At 65.5% G+C, this 16,837-nt stretch carries 18 protein-coding genes; 9 read left to right on the top strand and 9 right to left on the bottom strand.

The window, feature by feature from the left end; all coding sequences use genetic code 11:
• Positions 1-19 precede the first annotated feature (19 nt).
• Positions 20-1,228 (bottom strand): acetyl-CoA C-acetyltransferase, encoded by a 1,209-nt coding sequence (locus ABG82_RS04735; protein WP_043079199.1) that lies wholly within the window; start codon positions 1,226-1,228, stop codon positions 20-22.
• Positions 1,229-1,609: 381 nt separating this feature from the next.
• Between ABG82_RS04735 and ABG82_RS04730 the strand changes: the two genes are divergently transcribed.
• Together ABG82_RS04730 and ABG82_RS04725 are read left to right on the top strand one after the other, a co-directional pair.
• Entirely contained in the window at positions 1,610-2,017 is a 408-nt protein-coding gene (locus tag ABG82_RS04730; protein ID WP_043079200.1) for a hypothetical protein, read from the top strand.
• 54 nt (positions 2,018-2,071) lie between these two features.
• Complete coding sequence (locus ABG82_RS04725; RefSeq protein WP_043079201.1) at positions 2,072-3,241, top strand: pyridoxal phosphate-dependent aminotransferase; 1,170 nt, start codon at positions 2,072-2,074, stop codon at positions 3,239-3,241.
• Here ABG82_RS04725 and ABG82_RS04720 read toward each other — a convergent pair.
• The 6 genes from ABG82_RS04720 to ABG82_RS04695 form a co-directional block, all read right to left on the bottom strand.
• Positions 3,230-4,300, bottom strand: coding sequence for an alpha/beta hydrolase (locus ABG82_RS04720; RefSeq protein WP_043079202.1), 1,071 nt, complete (start codon positions 4,298-4,300; stop codon positions 3,230-3,232). The genes ABG82_RS04725 and ABG82_RS04720 overlap by 12 nt on opposite strands.
• Positions 4,301-4,369: 69 nt before the next feature.
• The gene (locus ABG82_RS04715; protein WP_043079203.1) at positions 4,370-5,461 is read right to left on the bottom strand and encodes a CaiB/BaiF CoA transferase family protein; all 1,092 of its coding nucleotides are present in this window, start codon (positions 5,459-5,461) and stop codon (positions 4,370-4,372) included.
• A 42-nt stretch (positions 5,462-5,503) separates the two neighbouring features.
• Positions 5,504-6,541, bottom strand: a complete 1,038-nt coding sequence (locus ABG82_RS04710; RefSeq protein WP_043079204.1) for a hypothetical protein — start codon at positions 6,539-6,541, stop codon at positions 5,504-5,506.
• Positions 6,538-7,332 (bottom strand): hypothetical protein, encoded by a 795-nt coding sequence (locus ABG82_RS04705; RefSeq protein WP_043079205.1) that lies wholly within the window; start codon positions 7,330-7,332, stop codon positions 6,538-6,540. Before ABG82_RS04705 ends, ABG82_RS04710 begins: the two co-directional genes overlap by 4 nt.
• Complete coding sequence (locus ABG82_RS04700; protein WP_043079206.1) at positions 7,314-8,360, bottom strand: hypothetical protein; 1,047 nt, start codon at positions 8,358-8,360, stop codon at positions 7,314-7,316. Before ABG82_RS04700 ends, ABG82_RS04705 begins: the two co-directional genes overlap by 19 nt.
• On the bottom strand, positions 8,350-9,345 hold the full coding sequence (locus tag ABG82_RS04695) for a hypothetical protein (protein WP_043079207.1): 996 nt from the start codon (positions 9,343-9,345) through the stop codon (positions 8,350-8,352). Before ABG82_RS04695 ends, ABG82_RS04700 begins: the two co-directional genes overlap by 11 nt.
• Positions 9,346-9,584: 239 nt before the next feature.
• On the opposite strand from ABG82_RS04695, the gene ABG82_RS04690 reads away from it, so the two are divergent.
• The 7 genes from ABG82_RS04690 to ABG82_RS04660 all read left to right on the top strand — a co-directional run bounded on the left by ABG82_RS04690 (position 9,585) and on the right by ABG82_RS04660 (position 15,256).
• Positions 9,585-10,550 carry an ABC transporter substrate-binding protein gene (locus tag ABG82_RS04690; protein ID WP_054173201.1) on the top strand — a complete coding sequence of 322 codons (966 nt, stop codon included), beginning with the start codon at positions 9,585-9,587 and terminating at the stop codon, positions 10,548-10,550.
• 140 nt (positions 10,551-10,690) lie between these two features.
• Positions 10,691-11,146 (top strand): PhlB family protein, encoded by a 456-nt coding sequence (locus ABG82_RS04685; RefSeq protein ID WP_043079208.1) that lies wholly within the window; start codon positions 10,691-10,693, stop codon positions 11,144-11,146.
• A complete protein-coding gene (locus ABG82_RS04680; protein WP_043079209.1) occupies positions 11,143-11,619 on the top strand; it encodes a Zn-ribbon domain-containing OB-fold protein in 477 nt (158 codons plus the stop codon). Before ABG82_RS04685 ends, ABG82_RS04680 begins: the two co-directional genes overlap by 4 nt.
• Complete coding sequence (locus ABG82_RS04675) at positions 11,612-12,682, top strand: thiolase domain-containing protein (RefSeq protein ID WP_043079210.1); 1,071 nt, start codon at positions 11,612-11,614, stop codon at positions 12,680-12,682. The genes ABG82_RS04680 and ABG82_RS04675 overlap by 8 nt, the downstream gene beginning before the upstream one ends.
• Positions 12,679-13,833: a thiolase domain-containing protein gene (locus ABG82_RS04670; RefSeq protein WP_043079211.1), complete on the top strand. Its 1,155-nt coding sequence runs from the start codon at positions 12,679-12,681 to the stop codon at positions 13,831-13,833. Before ABG82_RS04675 ends, ABG82_RS04670 begins: the two co-directional genes overlap by 4 nt.
• Positions 13,830-14,615 carry an enoyl-CoA hydratase-related protein gene (locus ABG82_RS04665; RefSeq protein WP_043079212.1) on the top strand — a complete coding sequence of 262 codons (786 nt, stop codon included), beginning with the start codon at positions 13,830-13,832 and terminating at the stop codon, positions 14,613-14,615. Before ABG82_RS04670 ends, ABG82_RS04665 begins: the two co-directional genes overlap by 4 nt.
• The gene (locus tag ABG82_RS04660; protein ID WP_043079213.1) at positions 14,612-15,256 is read left to right on the top strand and encodes a TetR/AcrR family transcriptional regulator; all 645 of its coding nucleotides are present in this window, start codon (positions 14,612-14,614) and stop codon (positions 15,254-15,256) included. Before ABG82_RS04665 ends, ABG82_RS04660 begins: the two co-directional genes overlap by 4 nt.
• Here ABG82_RS04660 and ABG82_RS04655 read toward each other — a convergent pair.
• Both ABG82_RS04655 and ABG82_RS04650 read right to left on the bottom strand, forming a co-directional pair.
• Positions 15,253-16,065 (bottom strand): enoyl-CoA hydratase/isomerase family protein, encoded by an 813-nt coding sequence (locus ABG82_RS04655; protein ID WP_043079214.1) that lies wholly within the window; start codon positions 16,063-16,065, stop codon positions 15,253-15,255. The genes ABG82_RS04660 and ABG82_RS04655 overlap by 4 nt on opposite strands.
• Positions 16,062-16,832 carry an SDR family NAD(P)-dependent oxidoreductase gene (locus ABG82_RS04650; RefSeq protein ID WP_043079215.1) on the bottom strand — a complete coding sequence of 257 codons (771 nt, stop codon included), beginning with the start codon at positions 16,830-16,832 and terminating at the stop codon, positions 16,062-16,064. Before ABG82_RS04650 ends, ABG82_RS04655 begins: the two co-directional genes overlap by 4 nt.
• Positions 16,833-16,837 lie beyond the last annotated feature (5 nt).

Below are 16,837 nucleotides of genomic sequence, written 5' to 3'. Positions count from 1 at the left end.
AAGTTCTCGCTCCCTTAGCTCAGACTCGCTCGATGATGGTGGCTACACCCATGCCGCCGCCGACGCACAGGGTGATAAGGGCACGCTTGAGGCCGCGACGCTCCAGCTCGTCGACCATGGTGCCGGTGATCATGGCGCCGGTGGCGCCCAGCGGGTGGCCCATCGCGATGGCGCCACCGTTGACGTTGAGCTTCTCGTCCGGGATGTTGAGGTCCTTCTGGAACTTCAGGACGACCGAGGCGAAGGCCTCGTTGAGCTCGAACAGGTCGATGTCGTCCACGGTCAGTCCGGCGCGGTCGAGCACCTTCTTGCTGGCCGGGGTGGGGCCGGTCAGCATGATGAGCGGCTCGCTGCCGGAGGTGGCGGTGGCCACGATGCGGGCGCGGGGGGTCAGACCCTGCGACTTGCCGGCCTCTTCGGAGCCGATCAGCACCAGGGCGGCGCCGTCGACGATGCCCGAGCTGTTGCCGCCGGTGTGGACGTGGTTGATCTTCTCGACGTAGTGGTACTTGATGCGCGCCACGTCGTCGAAGCCGCCGAGCGCGGCCAGGCCCTCGAACGCGGGCTTGAGCTTGCCCAGGTCGGCAGCGGTGGTACCGGGGCGCATGTGCTCGTCGTGGTCGAGAACGAGCAAGCCGTTCTGATCCTTAACCGGCACAACGGACTTGGCGAAGTAACCACCGGACCATGCGGCTGCGGCGCGCTCCTGCGAGCGGGCGGCGTAGGCGTCGACATCGTCACGGGTGAAGCCCTCGATGGTGGCGATCAGGTCGGCACCGATGCCCTGCGGAACGAAGGACACGTCGTAGTTGGTGGCCGGGTCGGACGCCCAGGCGCCGCCGTCGCTGCCCATCGGCACGCGCGACATCGACTCCACACCACCGGCGAGCACCAGGTCGTCCCAGCCGGAACGCACCTTCTGCGCACCGATGTTGATGGCTTCCAGGCCGGAGGCACAGAACCGGTTGAGCTGCACACCACCGGTGGTGTCGGGCAGGCCGGCAGCCAGCACCGCGGTGCGGGCGATGTCGCCACCCTGGTCGCCGACCGGGGATACGACGCCCAGCACGACGTCGCTGATCAGGTTCTCGTCCAGGTCGGGGTGGCGGTGCCGGATCTCCTCGATCAGGCCGACCACCAGGTTCAGCGGCTTGACCTCGTTGAGAGCGCCGCCGCGCTGCTTACCGCGAGGCGTACGGACGGCCTCGTAGATGAATGCTTCAGTCATGGGTATACGTCCTTATCGGGGTGCGTATGGGGGCATGTGGTGCGGGCGACCCGGCCCTGGATCCGGATTGACTCCGGGTCAGTTTCGCCGAGACAGCCCTACGTTAGACCAGGGAGGTGGCCCCATGGTAAGCAGCCCTCCCAACCCGTTGGTTGGGAACGGCGCGCACCCGCGTCCCGTGTGCGCTGTGGACCCATCGCGGCCACCAAGACCGGTGTTCATCGGGCCTGCCCCGATTCGTGCCATGTTCGCGGCGCGGGAAGGGTGCAACGGGGCCGCGGCCTGGGGTGCGCCCCAAGGCGGACGCCTGGTTTGCGGTGCTTTTCGACGAGATTTCACCGAAACCTCCCGCTGTCGCACGGCTACCGCGAATCTGCGGGGATGCTGACACGCTTCTGCGCGGCACCGGCCATCATGGCTGTCGTCGCGGCCGGCTGCCCACCGCTGGCGCTGGCCGAGCCGGATCCGCTCACCGCTGATATGGCGTTCGAACAGCGGGCGCCGCTGCAGTCCTGCGGCCGGCTACGCATGTTGCCGCCATCGCACGACATACCGCCGGATTACCTGAACTGCATGCGCCGCGCCCGCGCGAGCGGCACCGGGGCCGAGCTGGTGACCACGGTCGCCAATTTCTTCCTGGAGGACACCACTACCTATTACCGCGTGTACGACGCCAACCGCGACGTGGAGGTGTTCGTGGACAGCCATGACCGGGGCAATCCCGGCGTCAGCCATTACTTCTGCGCAATCCCGGATACCGACCTGTCCTTCGAGCCGCCCAGCTGTTAGTTCCGGCGGTAGGCTGCCCGGCATGAAGCCGGCGCACACCGAACCCGGGCCAGCGTGAATCAGAGAACCGTCGAGCGGTTGCGCCCTTTCGGCGCAACGATCTTCGCCGAGATGTCGGCCTTGGCCGTCCGGCACGACGCGATCAATCTGGGCCAGGGCTTCCCCGATGAGGACGGGCCCGCATCCATGCTCGATGCGGCACAGCAGGCCATCCGTTCCGGTCTCAATCAGTACCCACCCGGGTTGGGCGTTCCCGAGCTGCGCCGGGCCATCACCGCCGATCGGCTTGCCCGCTACGGCGAGGAGCTTGACCCGGACACGCAGGTGCTCGTCACGGTCGGCGCCACCGAGGCCATCGCGGGCGCCCTGCTCGGGCTCGTCGAGCCAGGGGCCGAGGTCATCTTGATCGAGCCGTACTACGACTCGTACGCGGCGGTGGTGGCGATGGCGGGCGCGATCCGCGTACCGGTGCCCCTGGTTCCCGACGGCGCGGGCTTCGTGTTGGACACCGATGCGCTGGCCGCGGCGATCACACCGCGGACGGCGGCGGTGGTCATCAACTCGCCGCACAACCCGACGGGCAAGGTGTTCACCGATGCCGAGCTGGCCGCGGTGGCCGAGCTCGCGGTGCGACACGACCTACTGGTCATCTCCGATGAAGTGTACGAACGACTGCTCTTCGACGGCCGTACGCAGACTCCGATGGCTAGCCTGCCCGGGATGGCGGAACGCACCGTGACGATCTCCAGCGCCGCCAAGACGTTCAATTGCACCGGCTGGAAAATCGGCTGGGCTTGCGGCACAACGGAGTTGGTTGCGGGCGTGCGGGCCGCCAAGCAATTCCTCTCGTATGTCGGCGGCGGCCCGTTTCAGCCCGCGGTGGCGGTGGCGCTGGATACCGAGCAGGCGTGGGTCAAGAACCTCAGAGAGTCGTTGCAGCGCAGACGCGATCGGCTCTCCACAGCACTGGCCGGCTTGGGGTTCGAGGTGCACAGCAGCCAGGGTGGGTACTTTGTCTGCGCCGACCCGCGACCACTGGGATTCGGCGACAGCGCGGAACTCTGCCGGCGCCTACCCGAAACCGTTGGTGTAGCAGCAGTTCCGGTAAGCGCATTCTGCGACAGGTACGCCGACCAATGGAATCACCTGGTGCGGTTCACCTTCGCCAAACGCGACGCGGTGATCGATGAGGCAATCGCCCGCCTGGCGCGGCTAGGAGCCTAGTTCGGCCGTTGCCTCTCCGGGACGGTGCCGGGCCTTGGCCAGACCCGGCAGGATTTTGATGAACTCGGTGATCTCCCCGACCGCCCGCCGCGCGTCCGGGTTGGTCATCGCGAATACCTGGAACACGTGGATGGCACGGTCAAAGATCTGAAGACGCACCGGAACACCCGCTGCGACAAGGCGTTCGGCGAGTAGCTCGGAATCAGGACGCAGCGCTTCCTGCGAGCCCACCTGCAACAGGAACGGGCCCAGGCCCGACAGGTCGGCATCGGCTGGGCATGGCCCCGGCTCCCGTGCCCCGTTGCGCAGCAGGAAGACCTCGTTGATCATCCGCAGGAAGTCCACCGGGAACATGGCGTCGCCAACACGCTTGCCGACAGCGTATTTGGGCTCCATGTCGTTACTGGTCGCCGCAGAGATCAGCACGCAGCCCGCGGGCGGCGTCAGCCCCTGATCACGCACGGCGACGGCGGTCATCGCCGCCAGGAAACCACCGGCCGAATCGCCCGCGAGCACGATGTTGTCGGGATCGACGCCCTGGCTCAGCACGTAGCGGTACGCGTCGACGCCGTCGGCGACGGCGTCTTCCACCAGATTGCGTGGGCACAACCGGTAACCCACACTCAATGCCCGCGCGCCGGAGTCACGCGCGATGTGGCTGACCAGCGGCCGATGACTGTTGATACCCAAGGCAATGAACGCCGACCCGTGGAAGTAGATGACCACCGGTGCGTCCGGCTCCGGCTCGTTCTTGACGTTCCACGTCCATTCCGCCGGGCAGTTCGCGAGTTCAACACGCTCCGTACGGGTCCCGGATACGCCCGGGACCCAGCCCATGAAGCGCTCGAGCCCGTCGTATCGCCGGTTCAGCAGCGCATCGGGGAACCGGCGATTGATCGCCAGCATCAGCCGGGTCAACGCGTAGAGACCCGGCTTGCCCAGCGCCTTGAACAGGTAGGTCTCAGCCACCGAGTGCCAATTGGCCTTACCCATCCACTCCGGTCCGGCATAGGTCACCTCGGCCAACCGGGAATCGGCGGCATGTCGGGCACTGGTCATCGAGCCTCCTCATAGCGTCATTGCCTAGGGTGAGATTACCAGTACCTAGTACTGATAATCCCGGCTAAATTACCAGCCGATATCGGAGAGCTCCGTCGTGTCCTTCGGCGGCGCCTCGATGGGCCCGCTCGGGGTCCGCGAGAACCGCGGCGCCGGCGCGGCCTGCGTCACGCCGTTGACGTCGACGATGGTGCCACGGTCACGCAGATGATCGTTCTCCTTGGCCTCACCCCAGGTGAGCACCGGCGAGACGCAGGCATCGGTGCCGATGAAGATCTCGGTCCACTCGTCGCGCGTCTTGGTCTTGAAGGCATCGTCGAACATCTTGCGCATCTCGGGGTAGCGCGCCTTGTCCAGCTGGAACGGAACGCTCTCCGGATCCAGTCCCAAACCCTGCACCAGGATCGCGAAGAATTGCGGCTCAATCGATCCCACCGCCATGTACTTGCCGTCGGAGGTCTCGTAGGTGCCGTAGAACGGCGAGCCGCCGTCGAGCAGTCCGGCCTCGCGCTCGTCGAACAGCAGACCGTTGTTGTACATCGTCCACTGCATCTGAGCCAACTGGCTCACACCGTCCACCATCGCACCATCGATGACCTGCCCCTTGCCCGACTTCTCGCGCTCGTACAAGGCTGCCAAGATGCCCTGCACCAAAAGCATTGAGCCACCACCGAAGTCCGCGACCAGGTTCATCGGGGGCATCGGCGGGCGGTCCTTGTAGCCCATCGACCCCAGGGCGCCGGTCAACGACAGGTAATTGATGTCGTGCCCGGCACGCTCAGCCATCGGGCCGTTCTGGCCCCAGCCGGTCATCCGGGCGAAGATCAGCCGCGGGTTCCGCTTGGCGCACTCCTGGGGCCCGATCCCGATCCGCTCGCACACCCCGGGACGGAATGGGTCCAACAGCACATCCGCCTTGTCGACCAGGGCCAACAGCGCCTCGGGGTCCTTCTTGACGTCCAGGTTGACCAGACGCTTACCCCGGTGGAACAGATCGCGCTCCTCCGCGGGGATCGCGAGTCCACCCGGTCGCCGCACCCGGATGACGTCTGCACCCAAGTCCGACAACATCATCGCCGCATGAGGACCAGGTCCGATGCCACCGAGTTCGATCACCTTTACGCCCGCGAGAGGGCCTGTCTTGACGCCAGTGTCAGCCATGGGGCCACCCTAGCCAGTCAACCCGTTGGTTGGGAAGTGCGGCTACAGCGACGACGAGATCGCGGGTGACGAGGTTTGCGCGGGCGCCGGTGCGGGAGTCGGGGTGGGGAAATTGGGTATCACCGGTCGCGACGTGCTGGGGGCCGAGGGCACATCCGACGCAGGTGGCGGGGCAGGCGGCGGGGTGTACTCGTAGACCGGCAGCGGCGCGGGTGGTGGATGGTCGTCGTCCTCCCGCCAGTGCGTCGACTCGAACAGGTCGATCACCTTGCCGAGATCGTGCAGACGCAGCGCCGGCGGGCGCCCCCCGCGCGCATCCCGGATGCGCTGCGCCTCCCAGGCGACGAGGCATTGCGCCGTGGGGGTGTTGTACAGACTTTCCAGGAAGGGAGTCAACGCCTTTGCGAGATCACCCTCGGCCTTGAGGACATCGTTCCGGTACGGGCCGTAGTACGGAAGAATCGCCTCGAGAACACGCACCATGATGGTCTGGAACCGGGTGACAAACTGGTCAATCATCCACGGATGCCGGGACAATAGCGGGGAGATCCGGGCCAGCACCGGACCCATCATCTTCAGGATCGGTTCGTAGGCGGTGGCCGGGGCGAATGCCTCCGAGGAGAACACACCCGCCGCCGGCGCCACATCGATGAGTGAGGCCAATCCACCCTGCTCATCCGGACCGGGGGCCGGCCAGCCGAAAGGGCAAGGCTGAGCGACGGATATCGGCAGACCGCGATCAGTCACCGAGGGCAGCGCGCCAAATGGTCCAGCCGCGACCGGACCCGGCGGATGCGACGGTGGCTGAGGACGAGGCAGCGGCGCCACCAACTGCGGCCCCGGCGGCGGCACCGGGATCGGAATCGCACCTTCGGGAATCGAACCGTCGCGATTCACAATCTGATAGCCGACGATGGGTGCACGCGGCGGCGAATACGACAACTGAGTGATGGCAGCGACACTGCCGATCACCGTCACCGCCGCGAATGCCCGGACGGCGATGGCGAATACACGTTCCCGCGACGGCTTCCTGATCGCCGCGGTGATCGGCGCCGTCTCTTCGGCGGGAGTTTCGCTCATCGTTCCTTCACCACACCTTCGAGATGCCACACCCCCGTGAAGCTGTTGAACGGTCCGCCGACGATGAGACTTGTCCAGTCAAGGGTGAACTTCTTGGTCTCCTTGTCGTACGTCCCTGTAGCCTTTGGGCTTTCGCCGTCTACGGAGTCGTGTCCCACCCACCGTCCGGCAACGAACTCCCAGACCTGCTTGGCACGTGCCTCGCCGGGAATCTGGGCCTGTTCCTTGGCTTTCGGCTTGGGGGCGCCCTGGTTGAACTCCTGCCGGTTCCAGGAAGCGGCCCACGCCGACAGGTCCGCCACGATCGTGTCCCCCGAGATCGTCGCGGTGGGCGCCAATAGCTCACGCTGGGTCTGCGGGTCAATTTTGTTGGTAGATATGCCGAATTCGATGTTGAAGAACTTCGTGGGCTGCGTCACCCGCGACGCCAGCGAATAGCCGGTGGCCTCATCGAACGCGGGGTCAGGCTCACCCTGGTAGTCACCCAACACCAGCCCACCATCGGTACCGGGCGCGAGGAGTGTTGCGGCTCCCTGCGGGACCGGGGAATTGGCGTTGGGCATGAACGGACCCTCTTGCGGGTTTCCGCCCGGTTGCACCATCTTGAACCACGTGCCGCTGAGCTTGTTGCCCTCTATTTTTCCGGGTTCCAGCGCCAGCAGCCCTTTCAGTGCGGACTCGGCGGGCTTCTCCGAACCGCAGGCGGGCGCCGTCGCCAATACCGTGGCTGCCAGCGTCATCCCGATCGCACAACGCAGCATCGTTTTCGCCGTCACTTTGTGTTGGGCCATCGAAGCACCCCTTTCGAGTCGAGGGCGACCACCGCCGCCAGCACACCGGGCACCAGAAAGAACCACCCGAAGTAGTTGAATGACCGGAATCCGAATGGGGCGGTGATCCGATCGAGCGCCACCACCCTGCCGAAGTTGTCCACGTTGTCGGCCATCACTCCGATCAGTGAGGCGAAATCGGCTGTCATAGGCTGCCATTGGGATACGAATGCGTCAATGCCCGGTACCGCACGGGCCGGGTCTTGCCGCCGCAGATCGCCCAGGAACTGGGTATCCAACTCCCCCTCCGCGGCGACCAGCACCACGAAATGCTGCTGCACCGCCGCCACTCGCTCGTGGGTCATGATCGGAGTAAAGGCGTCGATGAGCTGAGCACCCGCGGGGGCCCGGGTGAAGAGTCCATCCGCGAACGGAACCACGATAAGTACAGCTGCCGCCAGAACGGCAAGAATCCGTGCACCCAAAGCTTTCTCATTGTCACGCGTACGCCGAAGCCCCCACACTCCGGCGCCGATCAGGACCAGACCCGGTACCGCCAAGAGAAATGGCAGTACGTCGAACGGGCCCACGGCGCGCAACTGCTCGTAGTTGTGCACCTGGCCGCCCACCGCGTCCAGCAGACCATTCATATCGTTTCGGATTGACGGATATTGCGTGACAAAGGAATCCAGCCGCTCGTAGTGTCCGCCCGCAGTCGCCCGGGTTGCCTGCACATCGGTGCGCGCGGCATCGACGGTATCCAGGTAGCCGCGGAACTTGGCAAGCACCTCGGCGGAGACGAAGGGACGAAATTCGGTAAGCAACTGCTGACCGCCGGCGGCCCGGGTGAACATGCCGGTGAGCACCGGCAGCGCGAACAGCAGCACCCCGAACACGATCAGCACAATGAACGGCCACCGGGCTTTTGGCACCGGACCCGCCTCGGCGGCGACGGCCTGCTCGCCCACGATGTCGGCATACGTGGGCAGGGCCGGCGTGGGACCGGCCGGCTGAGAGTCGGCCCCACGCGCGAGAGCCTCAGCGCCCACGACCGAAGATCCGCTCCCCCACCACAAACAGGATGCCGCCACCAATGGCCACGAAGACCAGCAGCGCGATGACCCACGGCGGCGTCACCGTACGGGGATTATCGTCCACGGGTAGCGCGATCAGCTGCTGGCCTGCCGACAACGGTGGCGGCGAGGCGAACTGCTGCCCCGCCTGAACCACCACCTGGCCCGGAACAGGCGCCACCGGTGCCACGGCGGGCGGCGGAGCCTCGGCGGCGGGTGGTGGCGGCGCACCCGGCGCGGGAGCGGGCGGTGGTGCGACGGCCGCGCCACCGGGCGCACCCCCGACCTTGCCGACCAGATGCCACAGCCCGGTGAAGTCGTTGAACGGGCCTCCCACGATCTGGCTGGTCCATTCGAGGATGAAGGCACCGGAGTTTCGGTCGTAGGTGCCTGTCACCGCAGTGGTCTTACCGGGAAGTGCACCACCAGGTTTCGGCGCTCCCTGATTGAACACCTGGTTGTTCCAGGTCACCCCGAAGGCACTGAGATCGCCGCCGAGCTTGTCGCCGCTTACCGTGATCTGTGGGGTAGAGGTGCCTTGGCCGGTCTGCGGGTCCGTCTGGTTGGACGCGGTCGCAAAGCCGACGCCATAGAACTTGACAGGTTGAGTAATGCTGCCGGACACCGCATTTCCGCTTCCGTCGAATGCGCTGGCGGGCTGCGGCTGATACTCACCCGACTTCAGGCCGCCGTCGCTACCCGGTGCCAGCAGGGTGACGGTGTTATCCGAGCATGTCGAATCGCCGTTGGCCAGGTAGGGACCGGAGGCATCTCCGGCAGGCAGAATCATGCGGAAGTAGGACCCGGTGGCGCGCCCCTCCGCGCAGCTGCCGGGTGCCAAGGCAAAGAGGCCGTTCAGCGGGGTGGCGGTATCGGCCATGGCAGGATAGGCGGCAGGCGACATCGCCGCGGCTGCCACGACGAGGGCGACCGTCGCGCGGCGGGTGAGATGCTTAATCATCGGTGTCCTATTGCAGGCTTATTGCACTGTTGCTCTGACCCGTAGCACGAGCTGGGAACGGCGCAAACGTATGAAGGTCCCAAGAGTGCGTCAACGGTCATACCCAGCTACCGGTATCCGGCCTGGCGACGTTCCCGCAGGTGGTAGGCGTGCAACCCGATGGCCGGTCGTTCGATTCACCCCGAGCCGATTCGGGTCACATTCGTTTATCGCCGCTGACCGGTGGTAGTTTGCTCGGCATGGCAACAGCCGGGTGGCGCATGATTGCCGCGCTACTGATGCTGCTGGCGCTGGCCGGGTGCTCCCGCGAGCAACGTCCGTCGGCTGCCCCGACACCAACCCAAAGTCCGGACGGCTTTCCGCTCAGCATCCCGCATCGGTACGGCGGCGCATTCCTGCCGACGCGACCCAACCGCATCGTGACACTGGGGTGGAACGATGCGGATCTCGTGCAATCACTGGGCACCAAGCCCGACGGGGTCCGGTCCACGCTGCCGGAATACCCCATGTATCCCTGGGTGGTTCCCGAGGTCTCGCATCCGCCCGTCGTTTCCGGTGCGCAGCTGGACTTCGACGCCATCGCGGCCGCCAAACCCGATGTCATCCTGGCCATCGGCGCCGATATCGACAGACCCAGCTACGACCGGCTTAGCCAGATCGCACCGACCGTGGTCTCCGAAGACCGTGTCGATCGGGCCGAAACTCCCTGGTACACACAACTCTTCACGATTGGGCGGGCGATAGGAAAGTCCGAGCAGGCACGCATGCGATCGGAAGAGGTCGGGACTCGGTACAACCAGATACGCACCGGGCACCAGTACTGGGTCAACCGCACCGCGGTTGTCGACTGGGTTGCCGACGGACAAGGCAGCTTTCTGATCGGTTTCCGCGATCCGCGCCGGGCCGTCTTTGACGGTCTGGGATTCCTGAGCCAGCGCTACGCGGGGCCCGTACCCGATAACGAATTGAAGGCCAAGGCAGATCAGGATCTGTTGGTCGTGGTGGGCGCGACCGAACAACAGGCCAAATCCATGAGCGGCCTGGCGGATCTGCGCGCTGTCACCGAGGGGCGTGCCATCTACATTCCGGCGGACAGCCCCGTGGTGAGTGCCCTGCGGCTCGGGGGGCCGCTGGCCCGGATCTATGCCCTGGAACAACTGACACCGCAGCTGGAAAGGGCTTTGAAGCCACCGCCGCCGCGTTAGTCGGCCGTCGCTCTTCACCACGCATCCACTCCCGCACGCGGGCTGCCCTACGTGAGGTAAGTCTGTGGCGCCAATCATCCACGTGCTACGGTCCTATCGCTTGATTTAATCAGTCGATAGAAACCTTCCCTGGGAGGGCAGTGACCGACCAAACCGCCGAATCTCTGCGCGCTCCGTACACGATCGAGTTCGGATTCGAACGGACCGTTGGCCCCAAGATCGGCGCCTTCCTCGGGGGTCTGCGCGATGCCCGGCTGTTCGGAGTGCGCACCGCCAGCGGCCAGGTGCTGTGCCCGGCGCTCGAATTCGATCCCGCGGACGGCAGCGCCACCGGAGCACTGGTCGAGCTCGAACCGAGGGGTGTTGTCCTGCAATGGACCTGGGTGCCACCGCGGCCCGCGGATGAGCTGGAGACCAGCTTCGCGTGGGCCCTGATCCGCATCAAGGGAACTTCCAACTCGCTGTTCCACGCGGTCGATGTCGGAGGCAATCCCCAGGCGATGAAGACGGGACTGACGGTCGCCCCCCGCTGGCGCCCGGACCGCGTCGGTGCCATTACCGACATCATCTGCTTCCAGCCCGCCGGTGCGCAGTGACCGCACTACCCGAGCCCGTCTCCTCAATCAGCAGCCCATTCCGTATGGACTACACATACATCGCGGGTTCGGGCCGCTCGATATTCTTGCGGGGACTGGCGCGGCGACTCCTGCTGGCACGCCGATGCCCGAGTTGCACGCGCACGTACTGCCCTGCGCCACAGTTCTGTTCGGGATGCCTGACCGAACTCGGCGACCCGTTCCCGCTCGCCGGAACGGGCACCGTAGAGACCTTCTGCATTGTCAGCTTCCCCTTTCCGGGGCAAGTCTTCACGCCGCCCTACCCGGTGGCCCACATCCGACTACACGGTGCCGACACCCGACTCATGCACATGATCGGCGACACCGAGCCGAGCACGGTGTCCATCGGCATGACGGTCGAACCAGTCTGGGTGGGCGACGACGATCTTGCGGCCACCATGCAAAGCATCCGGTACTTCCGCCCGTCATCGAGCGAGGCCGCCCATGCGTGACGTCGCCGTGGTCTCCTTTGCCCAATCGCCCTGCAGTCCCGCGAATCTGCGTGATGATATGGCCGAGATACTGCTGCCGGTGGTCCGTGAGGCCCTCGCACAGGTGGACCTGCGCCGCGAGGATATCGACTTCTACGCCTCGGGCAGTCATGACTTCTTCGAGGGCCGCACGTTCGCATACATCGAATCCCTCGACGCCATCGGTGCCTGGCCCCCGATTTCAGAATCGCACGTCGAAATGGATGCCGCCTGGGCCTGTTACGAGGCGTGGGCCTGGCTCCAATTGGGGCACGGCGATATCGCGCTGGTGTACGGAGTAGGACGGGGTGCGCTATCGATCGACCTCGACCAGGTGTTGCCCTCCACGCTGGATCCGTACTACCTGACTCCATTGCACCCGCATCGTCATGCGATAGCCGGACTGCAGGCGGCCGCCACCATCGAGGCCGGTATCACCACGGAGCGTGAGATGGCCGACGTGGTCAATCAGTCGCTGACCGATGCGCTGTCAAACCCCTTCGCGCTCAGGGCAGGTGCGCCGGGAGTCGAGGCCCTGCTGGACGAACCGTACATCGCCTCACCGCTACGCCAACACGACGCGGCTCCCATCGGTGACGGTGCCGCGGTGTTGATCCTGGCCACCGAGCGCGTCGCACGGCGCCTGACCCGCCGTCCCGCGTGGATACGGGCGATCGATCACCGGATGGACACGCACTACCCGGGATCGCGCGATCTGGCGGTACTCGAGTCGGCCCGAATCGCCGCCGAGAAGGCAGCCGTCATGGCCGGGTTCTCTGCGGCACACGTGGAGGTCGCCGAACTTCACACCGAATACAGCTACGCCGAACCGTTGCTCACCAAGACCTTCGGCATCGAGAACGCGCTCGTCAACCCATCGGGCGGGCCGCTGGCGGGCGCGCCCACCACCGCTACGGGATTGATCCGCATCGGTGAGTCCGCCCGCACCATCATGCAGGGACGCGCTACCCGTGCGCTCGCACATGCCACTAATGGTCCTGCACTGCAACAGAATTTGGTCTGTCTACTGGAGACAAGCGGATGAGCCGCAGCGTTGCCGTGATCGGTGTCGGACAAAGCAAGCAAGCCAAGAAGCGCGAGGTGAGTATCGCGGCGCTGGTCCGCGAGGCGGTGGACGGCGCACTCGCCGATGCCGAATTGACGTTCGGCGACATCGACGCGATCGTGCTCGCCAAGACTCCGGATCTCTTTGACGGGGTGATGAACCCCGAGCTGTATCTCGCCGATGCGATCGGGGCGCGCGGCCTGCCGGTCACCCGGGTGTTCACCGGAGGCAGCGTGGGTGGACACGCTGCCATCTACGCCGCGCATCTCATCCAGGCCAGACTCGCAGGGCGGGTGCTGGTAGTCGCGTACTCCAAAGAATCCGAAGGCAACTTCACCTGGGCGCTGTCACGGCCGCTACCGTTCAGCGCTCAGCTGGGTGCCGGCGCCGGCGGCCACTTCGCGCCGGTCATCCGGGAATACATCCGCCGCACCCAGGCGCCGGAACATATCGGCTGGCAGGTGGCAGTGAATCACCGTCTCAATGCCATCCGAAATCCCTATGCGCACATTCACAAGCCCGACATCACCGTCGAAGAGGTACGCGACTCACCCATGTTGTGGGACCCGATCCGGTTTCTGGAATCGTGCCCGTCATCGGACGGCTCGTGTGCCGTCGTCATCTCCTCGGAGGTCCACGCGCGGCTGGCTCCACGCCCGCCGGCCTGGGTTCATGGCACCGGATGGCGCACCGAGACAGGGCATTTGGCGGGCCGGGATGAGGTGAACCCCATCGCCGGCCGGGAGTGCGCCGCCGCCGCGTATCGGGAGGCCGGCATCACCGATCCGGCCACCCAGGTGGACGTCTCCGAGCTCTACATCCCGTACAGCTGGTACGAACCCATGTGGATGGAAAACATCGGGCTGGCACCGGAGGGGTGGGGCTGGCGTGCCGTCGACCAGGGCCACACCACATTCGGTGGTAGACATCCCATCAATCCGTCCGGCGGTGTGCTTTCGGGTAATCCCACCGGGGCCACGGGTCTGCTCCGATTCGCCGAGGCCGCCCTACAGGTGCGGGGGCTGGCCGGAGAACACCAGGTCGACGGCGCCAGACGCGCGATAGGTCACGCCATGGGCGGTGCGTCGCAGTTCCACGCGTTGTGGGTGGTGGGACGTGAGAAGCCATGAACGAAGCGCCAGAGTTGCTTGTCGAGCGGGACGGGCCCATCGTCATCTTGACCATGAATCGACCGCATCGCCGAAACGCACTATCCACCAACATGATCGGGCAGTTCGCACAGGCCTGGGATGAAATCGACCGCGATGACGACATTCGGGCCGCCATCCTTACGGGTGCCGGCTCCGCCTACTGCGTAGGGGGCGATCTGAGTGACGGCTGGATGGTCCGCGACGGCTCGGCGCCACCACTGGATCCGGCTGTCATCGGCAAGGGCCTGCTGCTCACGCATACGCTGACCAAACCACTCATCGCGGCGGTCAACGGCGCTTGTCTCGGCGGTGGCTGTGAGATGTTGCAACAGACCGATATTCGGGTGTCGGACGAGAACGCGACCTTTGGCTTTCCCGAGGTACAGCGCGGCCTGGTGCCCGGGGCCGGTTCGATGGTCCGACTCAAGCGCCAGATTCCCTACACCAAGGCCATGGAGATGATTCTCACCGGCGAGCCGCTGACCGCCCACGAGGCATACCATTTCGGGCTGGTGGGACATGTGGTGCCCGCGGGTACCGCGCTGGAAAAGGCACGCGCCCTGGCCCAGCGGGTCGTGCGGAATGGCCCGCTGGCCGTGCGCAACGCCAAGGAGGCGATTGTGCGCAGCGGATGGATCGCCGAGGAAGACGCGCGCGCCATAGAGGCCCGACTCACCCGCCAGGTGATCACCTCGGCAGACGCGCGCGAGGGGTTGACCGCGTTCAAGGAAAAGCGAGAGGCACGGTTCACCGGAAAATGACCAGCACCGCGGCCGAGCACCCGGGATTCGCACATGATCCCACCGACCAACGGCTACTCAATGCCGCCGAACGCCTGTTCGCCGAACGCGGCGTGGATGCGGTGTCGCTGCGCGCCATCATGGCGGCGGCCGGCACCAATGTGGCCTCGGTGCACTATCACTTCGGATCCAAAGAGCGGCTCGTCGAGGCCCTGCTCGACAGGTATCTGGATCAGATCGAGCAGCGACGATTCGCCCTCCTGGATGTCGCCGAGACCGCTGGAACGCTGCGCGCCATCGCCGAAGCAATTGTCATTCCATTGGCCGAAATCGGCGAAGAAGGCGCTACGGCATGGCTTTCCACGCTCGGCAAGCTCATGATCAGCGGCCATGCCGCATTGATACCCATGAGTGTGAGCTTCCAGCCACAGGCCGCGCGACTGCAAGAGCTCATCTTGCGATTGCGGCCGGACGCACCGCTGCCGTCCATCCGGTTCGGGGTCACCCAGGCGGTGACGCTGACCTGTGTGGTACTCGGCGATATCGCACACACCAATCGTCTGATGTCGCTGAGCGGAACCTATCTGGACGACAAGCAGATGAACGCACAGCTGATCGACATGGTGACGGCGATTTTGGCGGGTCCTCCCGAAGAGGGCTAACCGTGTCCGTCCCGGAAGGAGTCGAAGGATCGGCGCAGTTCTCCCGTGGCGGTGCACATCACCTGGGTCCGGTTCTCCAGGTCCAGCGCGTGGCGCAGGCTGGGCGCATCCACCGTCTGCCACATCGTCTCCTTGGTCATCCAGACCGCCAGTGGCGAGTGTGCGGCGATCTCCGCCGCCTTGGCCAGCGCCGCCTCGAGAAGAGCCTCGGCGGGCACCACATCGAAGACCAGGCCGATGCGGTGCGCTTCCTCGGCACCAAACATGCGACCCGTCAACATCAGCTCGGCCGCGCGCGCCGCGCCCACCAGACGCGGCAGGTGATAACTGGTACCCATATCGCAGTTAGACACGCCGTGACGAATGAATACGGCCCCGAAAGCCGCTTCCGGACAAGCGAACCGGATATCACAGGCGAGCGCCAACGCGAATCCCCCACCGACCGCATGGCCGTTGACGGCCGCGATGACCGGTTGACGCATCCGGTGAATCCGTTCGAACAGCGATGCCATCAACTCCTGGGCAGCGAGGGTACGCACCAGCTCGGAGTCAGTAGCGCCGAGCAGCGCCGCCGTTGAAGTGGCCGCGGTATTGGTGAAATCGCTTGGTAGCGACTTCAGATCGGCCCCGGCACAAAACGACGCGCCTTCGGCGGTGAGAACCACCACGCGGATCTGGGGATCACCGTCAATCTTGTCGATCACCGAATGCAGCTCGGCCACCGTCTGCGGGTCCAACGCGTTGCGGCGCTCGGGGCGATCGATGGTGACCACCAGAATTCCGTTGTCGTGCTGCCCAGTACGAATCATCGGGCCACCAGCCCGCCGTCGGCAATGATGGTCTGCCCCGTGATGTAGCTGCCCGCGTCGGAAGCGAGGAGAAGTGCGGTACCCACCATCTCATCGGGCAGCCCCAGCCGTTTGAGGTGATTGGCGCCGGCCATGCGTTCCACTTCCGCGGGTGGCGTCTTGCGCACCATGTCGGTATCGATCGCGCCGGGCGCGAGCGCGTTGACACGGATACCGCGTGGGGCAAGCTCCGCCGCGGCCGAGCGGGTGTATGAGACGAGGGCGGCCTTGGCTGCCGAGTACATGGAAACGCCCTGTCCGAACATGAAGGCGCCCACCGAGACCACGTTCAGCACTGCCGCGTTGCGGCTCGCCGCCAGGTGCGGTAGCGCGGCCTGTACGAGAAACACCGGTCCACGCAGGTTCACACCGAATGACTTATCCCACCCGTCGGAGGTGAAGGCGCCGACAGGTTCTGCGAGGGCGTTGGCGGCGTTGTTCACCACGATGTCAATACCGCCGAACTCGTCGGCGGTGGCCTGCACCAGCTGTTCGAGGGACTCGATGTCACCGGTGTGCGTCGGTACCCCCAAGGCCTGCGCGCCCAGGGCGCGCAGATGCTCGACTGTCTCGACACATGCCTCTGGTTTACGGCTTGCCACAACGACATTGGCACCCGCGCAGGCGTACCCCTCGGCAATGGCCCGTCCGATCCCGCGGGTGCCTCCGGTCACAATGGCAGTGCGTCCCGTGAGGTCGAACAGACTGGAGAAGGTTTCTCGATTCATCGCTT

The sequence above is a fragment of the Mycobacteroides immunogenum genome (assembly GCF_001605725.1).
Lineage (GTDB): Bacteria > Actinomycetota > Actinomycetes > Mycobacteriales > Mycobacteriaceae > Mycobacterium > Mycobacterium immunogenum.
Note: the sequence above shows the minus strand (reverse complement) of the source record. Positions and strands in the feature narration are given on the sequence as shown.

What these genes read in the sequence shown, in the direction of transcription:
- ABG82_RS04735 (WP_043079199.1), bottom strand. Translation starts at nt 1,228, where the DNA reads ATGACTGAAGCATTCATCTACGAGGCCGTCCGTACGCCTCGCGGTAAG.
- ABG82_RS04730 (WP_043079200.1), top strand. Translation starts at nt 1,610, where the DNA reads ATGCTGACACGCTTCTGCGCGGCACCGGCCATCATGGCTGTCGTCGCG.
- ABG82_RS04720 (WP_043079202.1), bottom strand. Translation starts at nt 4,300, where the DNA reads ATGACCAGTGCCCGACATGCCGCCGATTCCCGGTTGGCCGAGGTGACC.
- ABG82_RS04715 (WP_043079203.1), bottom strand. Translation starts at nt 5,461, where the DNA reads ATGGCTGACACTGGCGTCAAGACAGGCCCTCTCGCGGGCGTAAAGGTG.
- ABG82_RS04710 (WP_043079204.1), bottom strand. Translation starts at nt 6,541, where the DNA reads ATGAGCGAAACTCCCGCCGAAGAGACGGCGCCGATCACCGCGGCGATC.
- ABG82_RS04705 (WP_043079205.1), bottom strand. Translation starts at nt 7,332, where the DNA reads ATGGCCCAACACAAAGTGACGGCGAAAACGATGCTGCGTTGTGCGATC.
- ABG82_RS04695 (WP_043079207.1), bottom strand. Translation starts at nt 9,345, where the DNA reads ATGATTAAGCATCTCACCCGCCGCGCGACGGTCGCCCTCGTCGTGGCA.
- ABG82_RS04690 (WP_054173201.1), top strand. Translation starts at nt 9,585, where the DNA reads ATGGCAACAGCCGGGTGGCGCATGATTGCCGCGCTACTGATGCTGCTG.
- ABG82_RS04675 (WP_043079210.1), top strand. Translation starts at nt 11,612, where the DNA reads ATGCGTGACGTCGCCGTGGTCTCCTTTGCCCAATCGCCCTGCAGTCCC.
- ABG82_RS04670 (WP_043079211.1), top strand. Translation starts at nt 12,679, where the DNA reads ATGAGCCGCAGCGTTGCCGTGATCGGTGTCGGACAAAGCAAGCAAGCC.
- ABG82_RS04665 (WP_043079212.1), top strand. Translation starts at nt 13,830, where the DNA reads ATGAACGAAGCGCCAGAGTTGCTTGTCGAGCGGGACGGGCCCATCGTC.
- ABG82_RS04660 (WP_043079213.1), top strand. Translation starts at nt 14,612, where the DNA reads ATGACCAGCACCGCGGCCGAGCACCCGGGATTCGCACATGATCCCACC.
- ABG82_RS04655 (WP_043079214.1), bottom strand. Translation starts at nt 16,065, where the DNA reads ATGATTCGTACTGGGCAGCACGACAACGGAATTCTGGTGGTCACCATC.
- ABG82_RS04650 (WP_043079215.1), bottom strand. Translation starts at nt 16,832, where the DNA reads ATGAATCGAGAAACCTTCTCCAGTCTGTTCGACCTCACGGGACGCACT.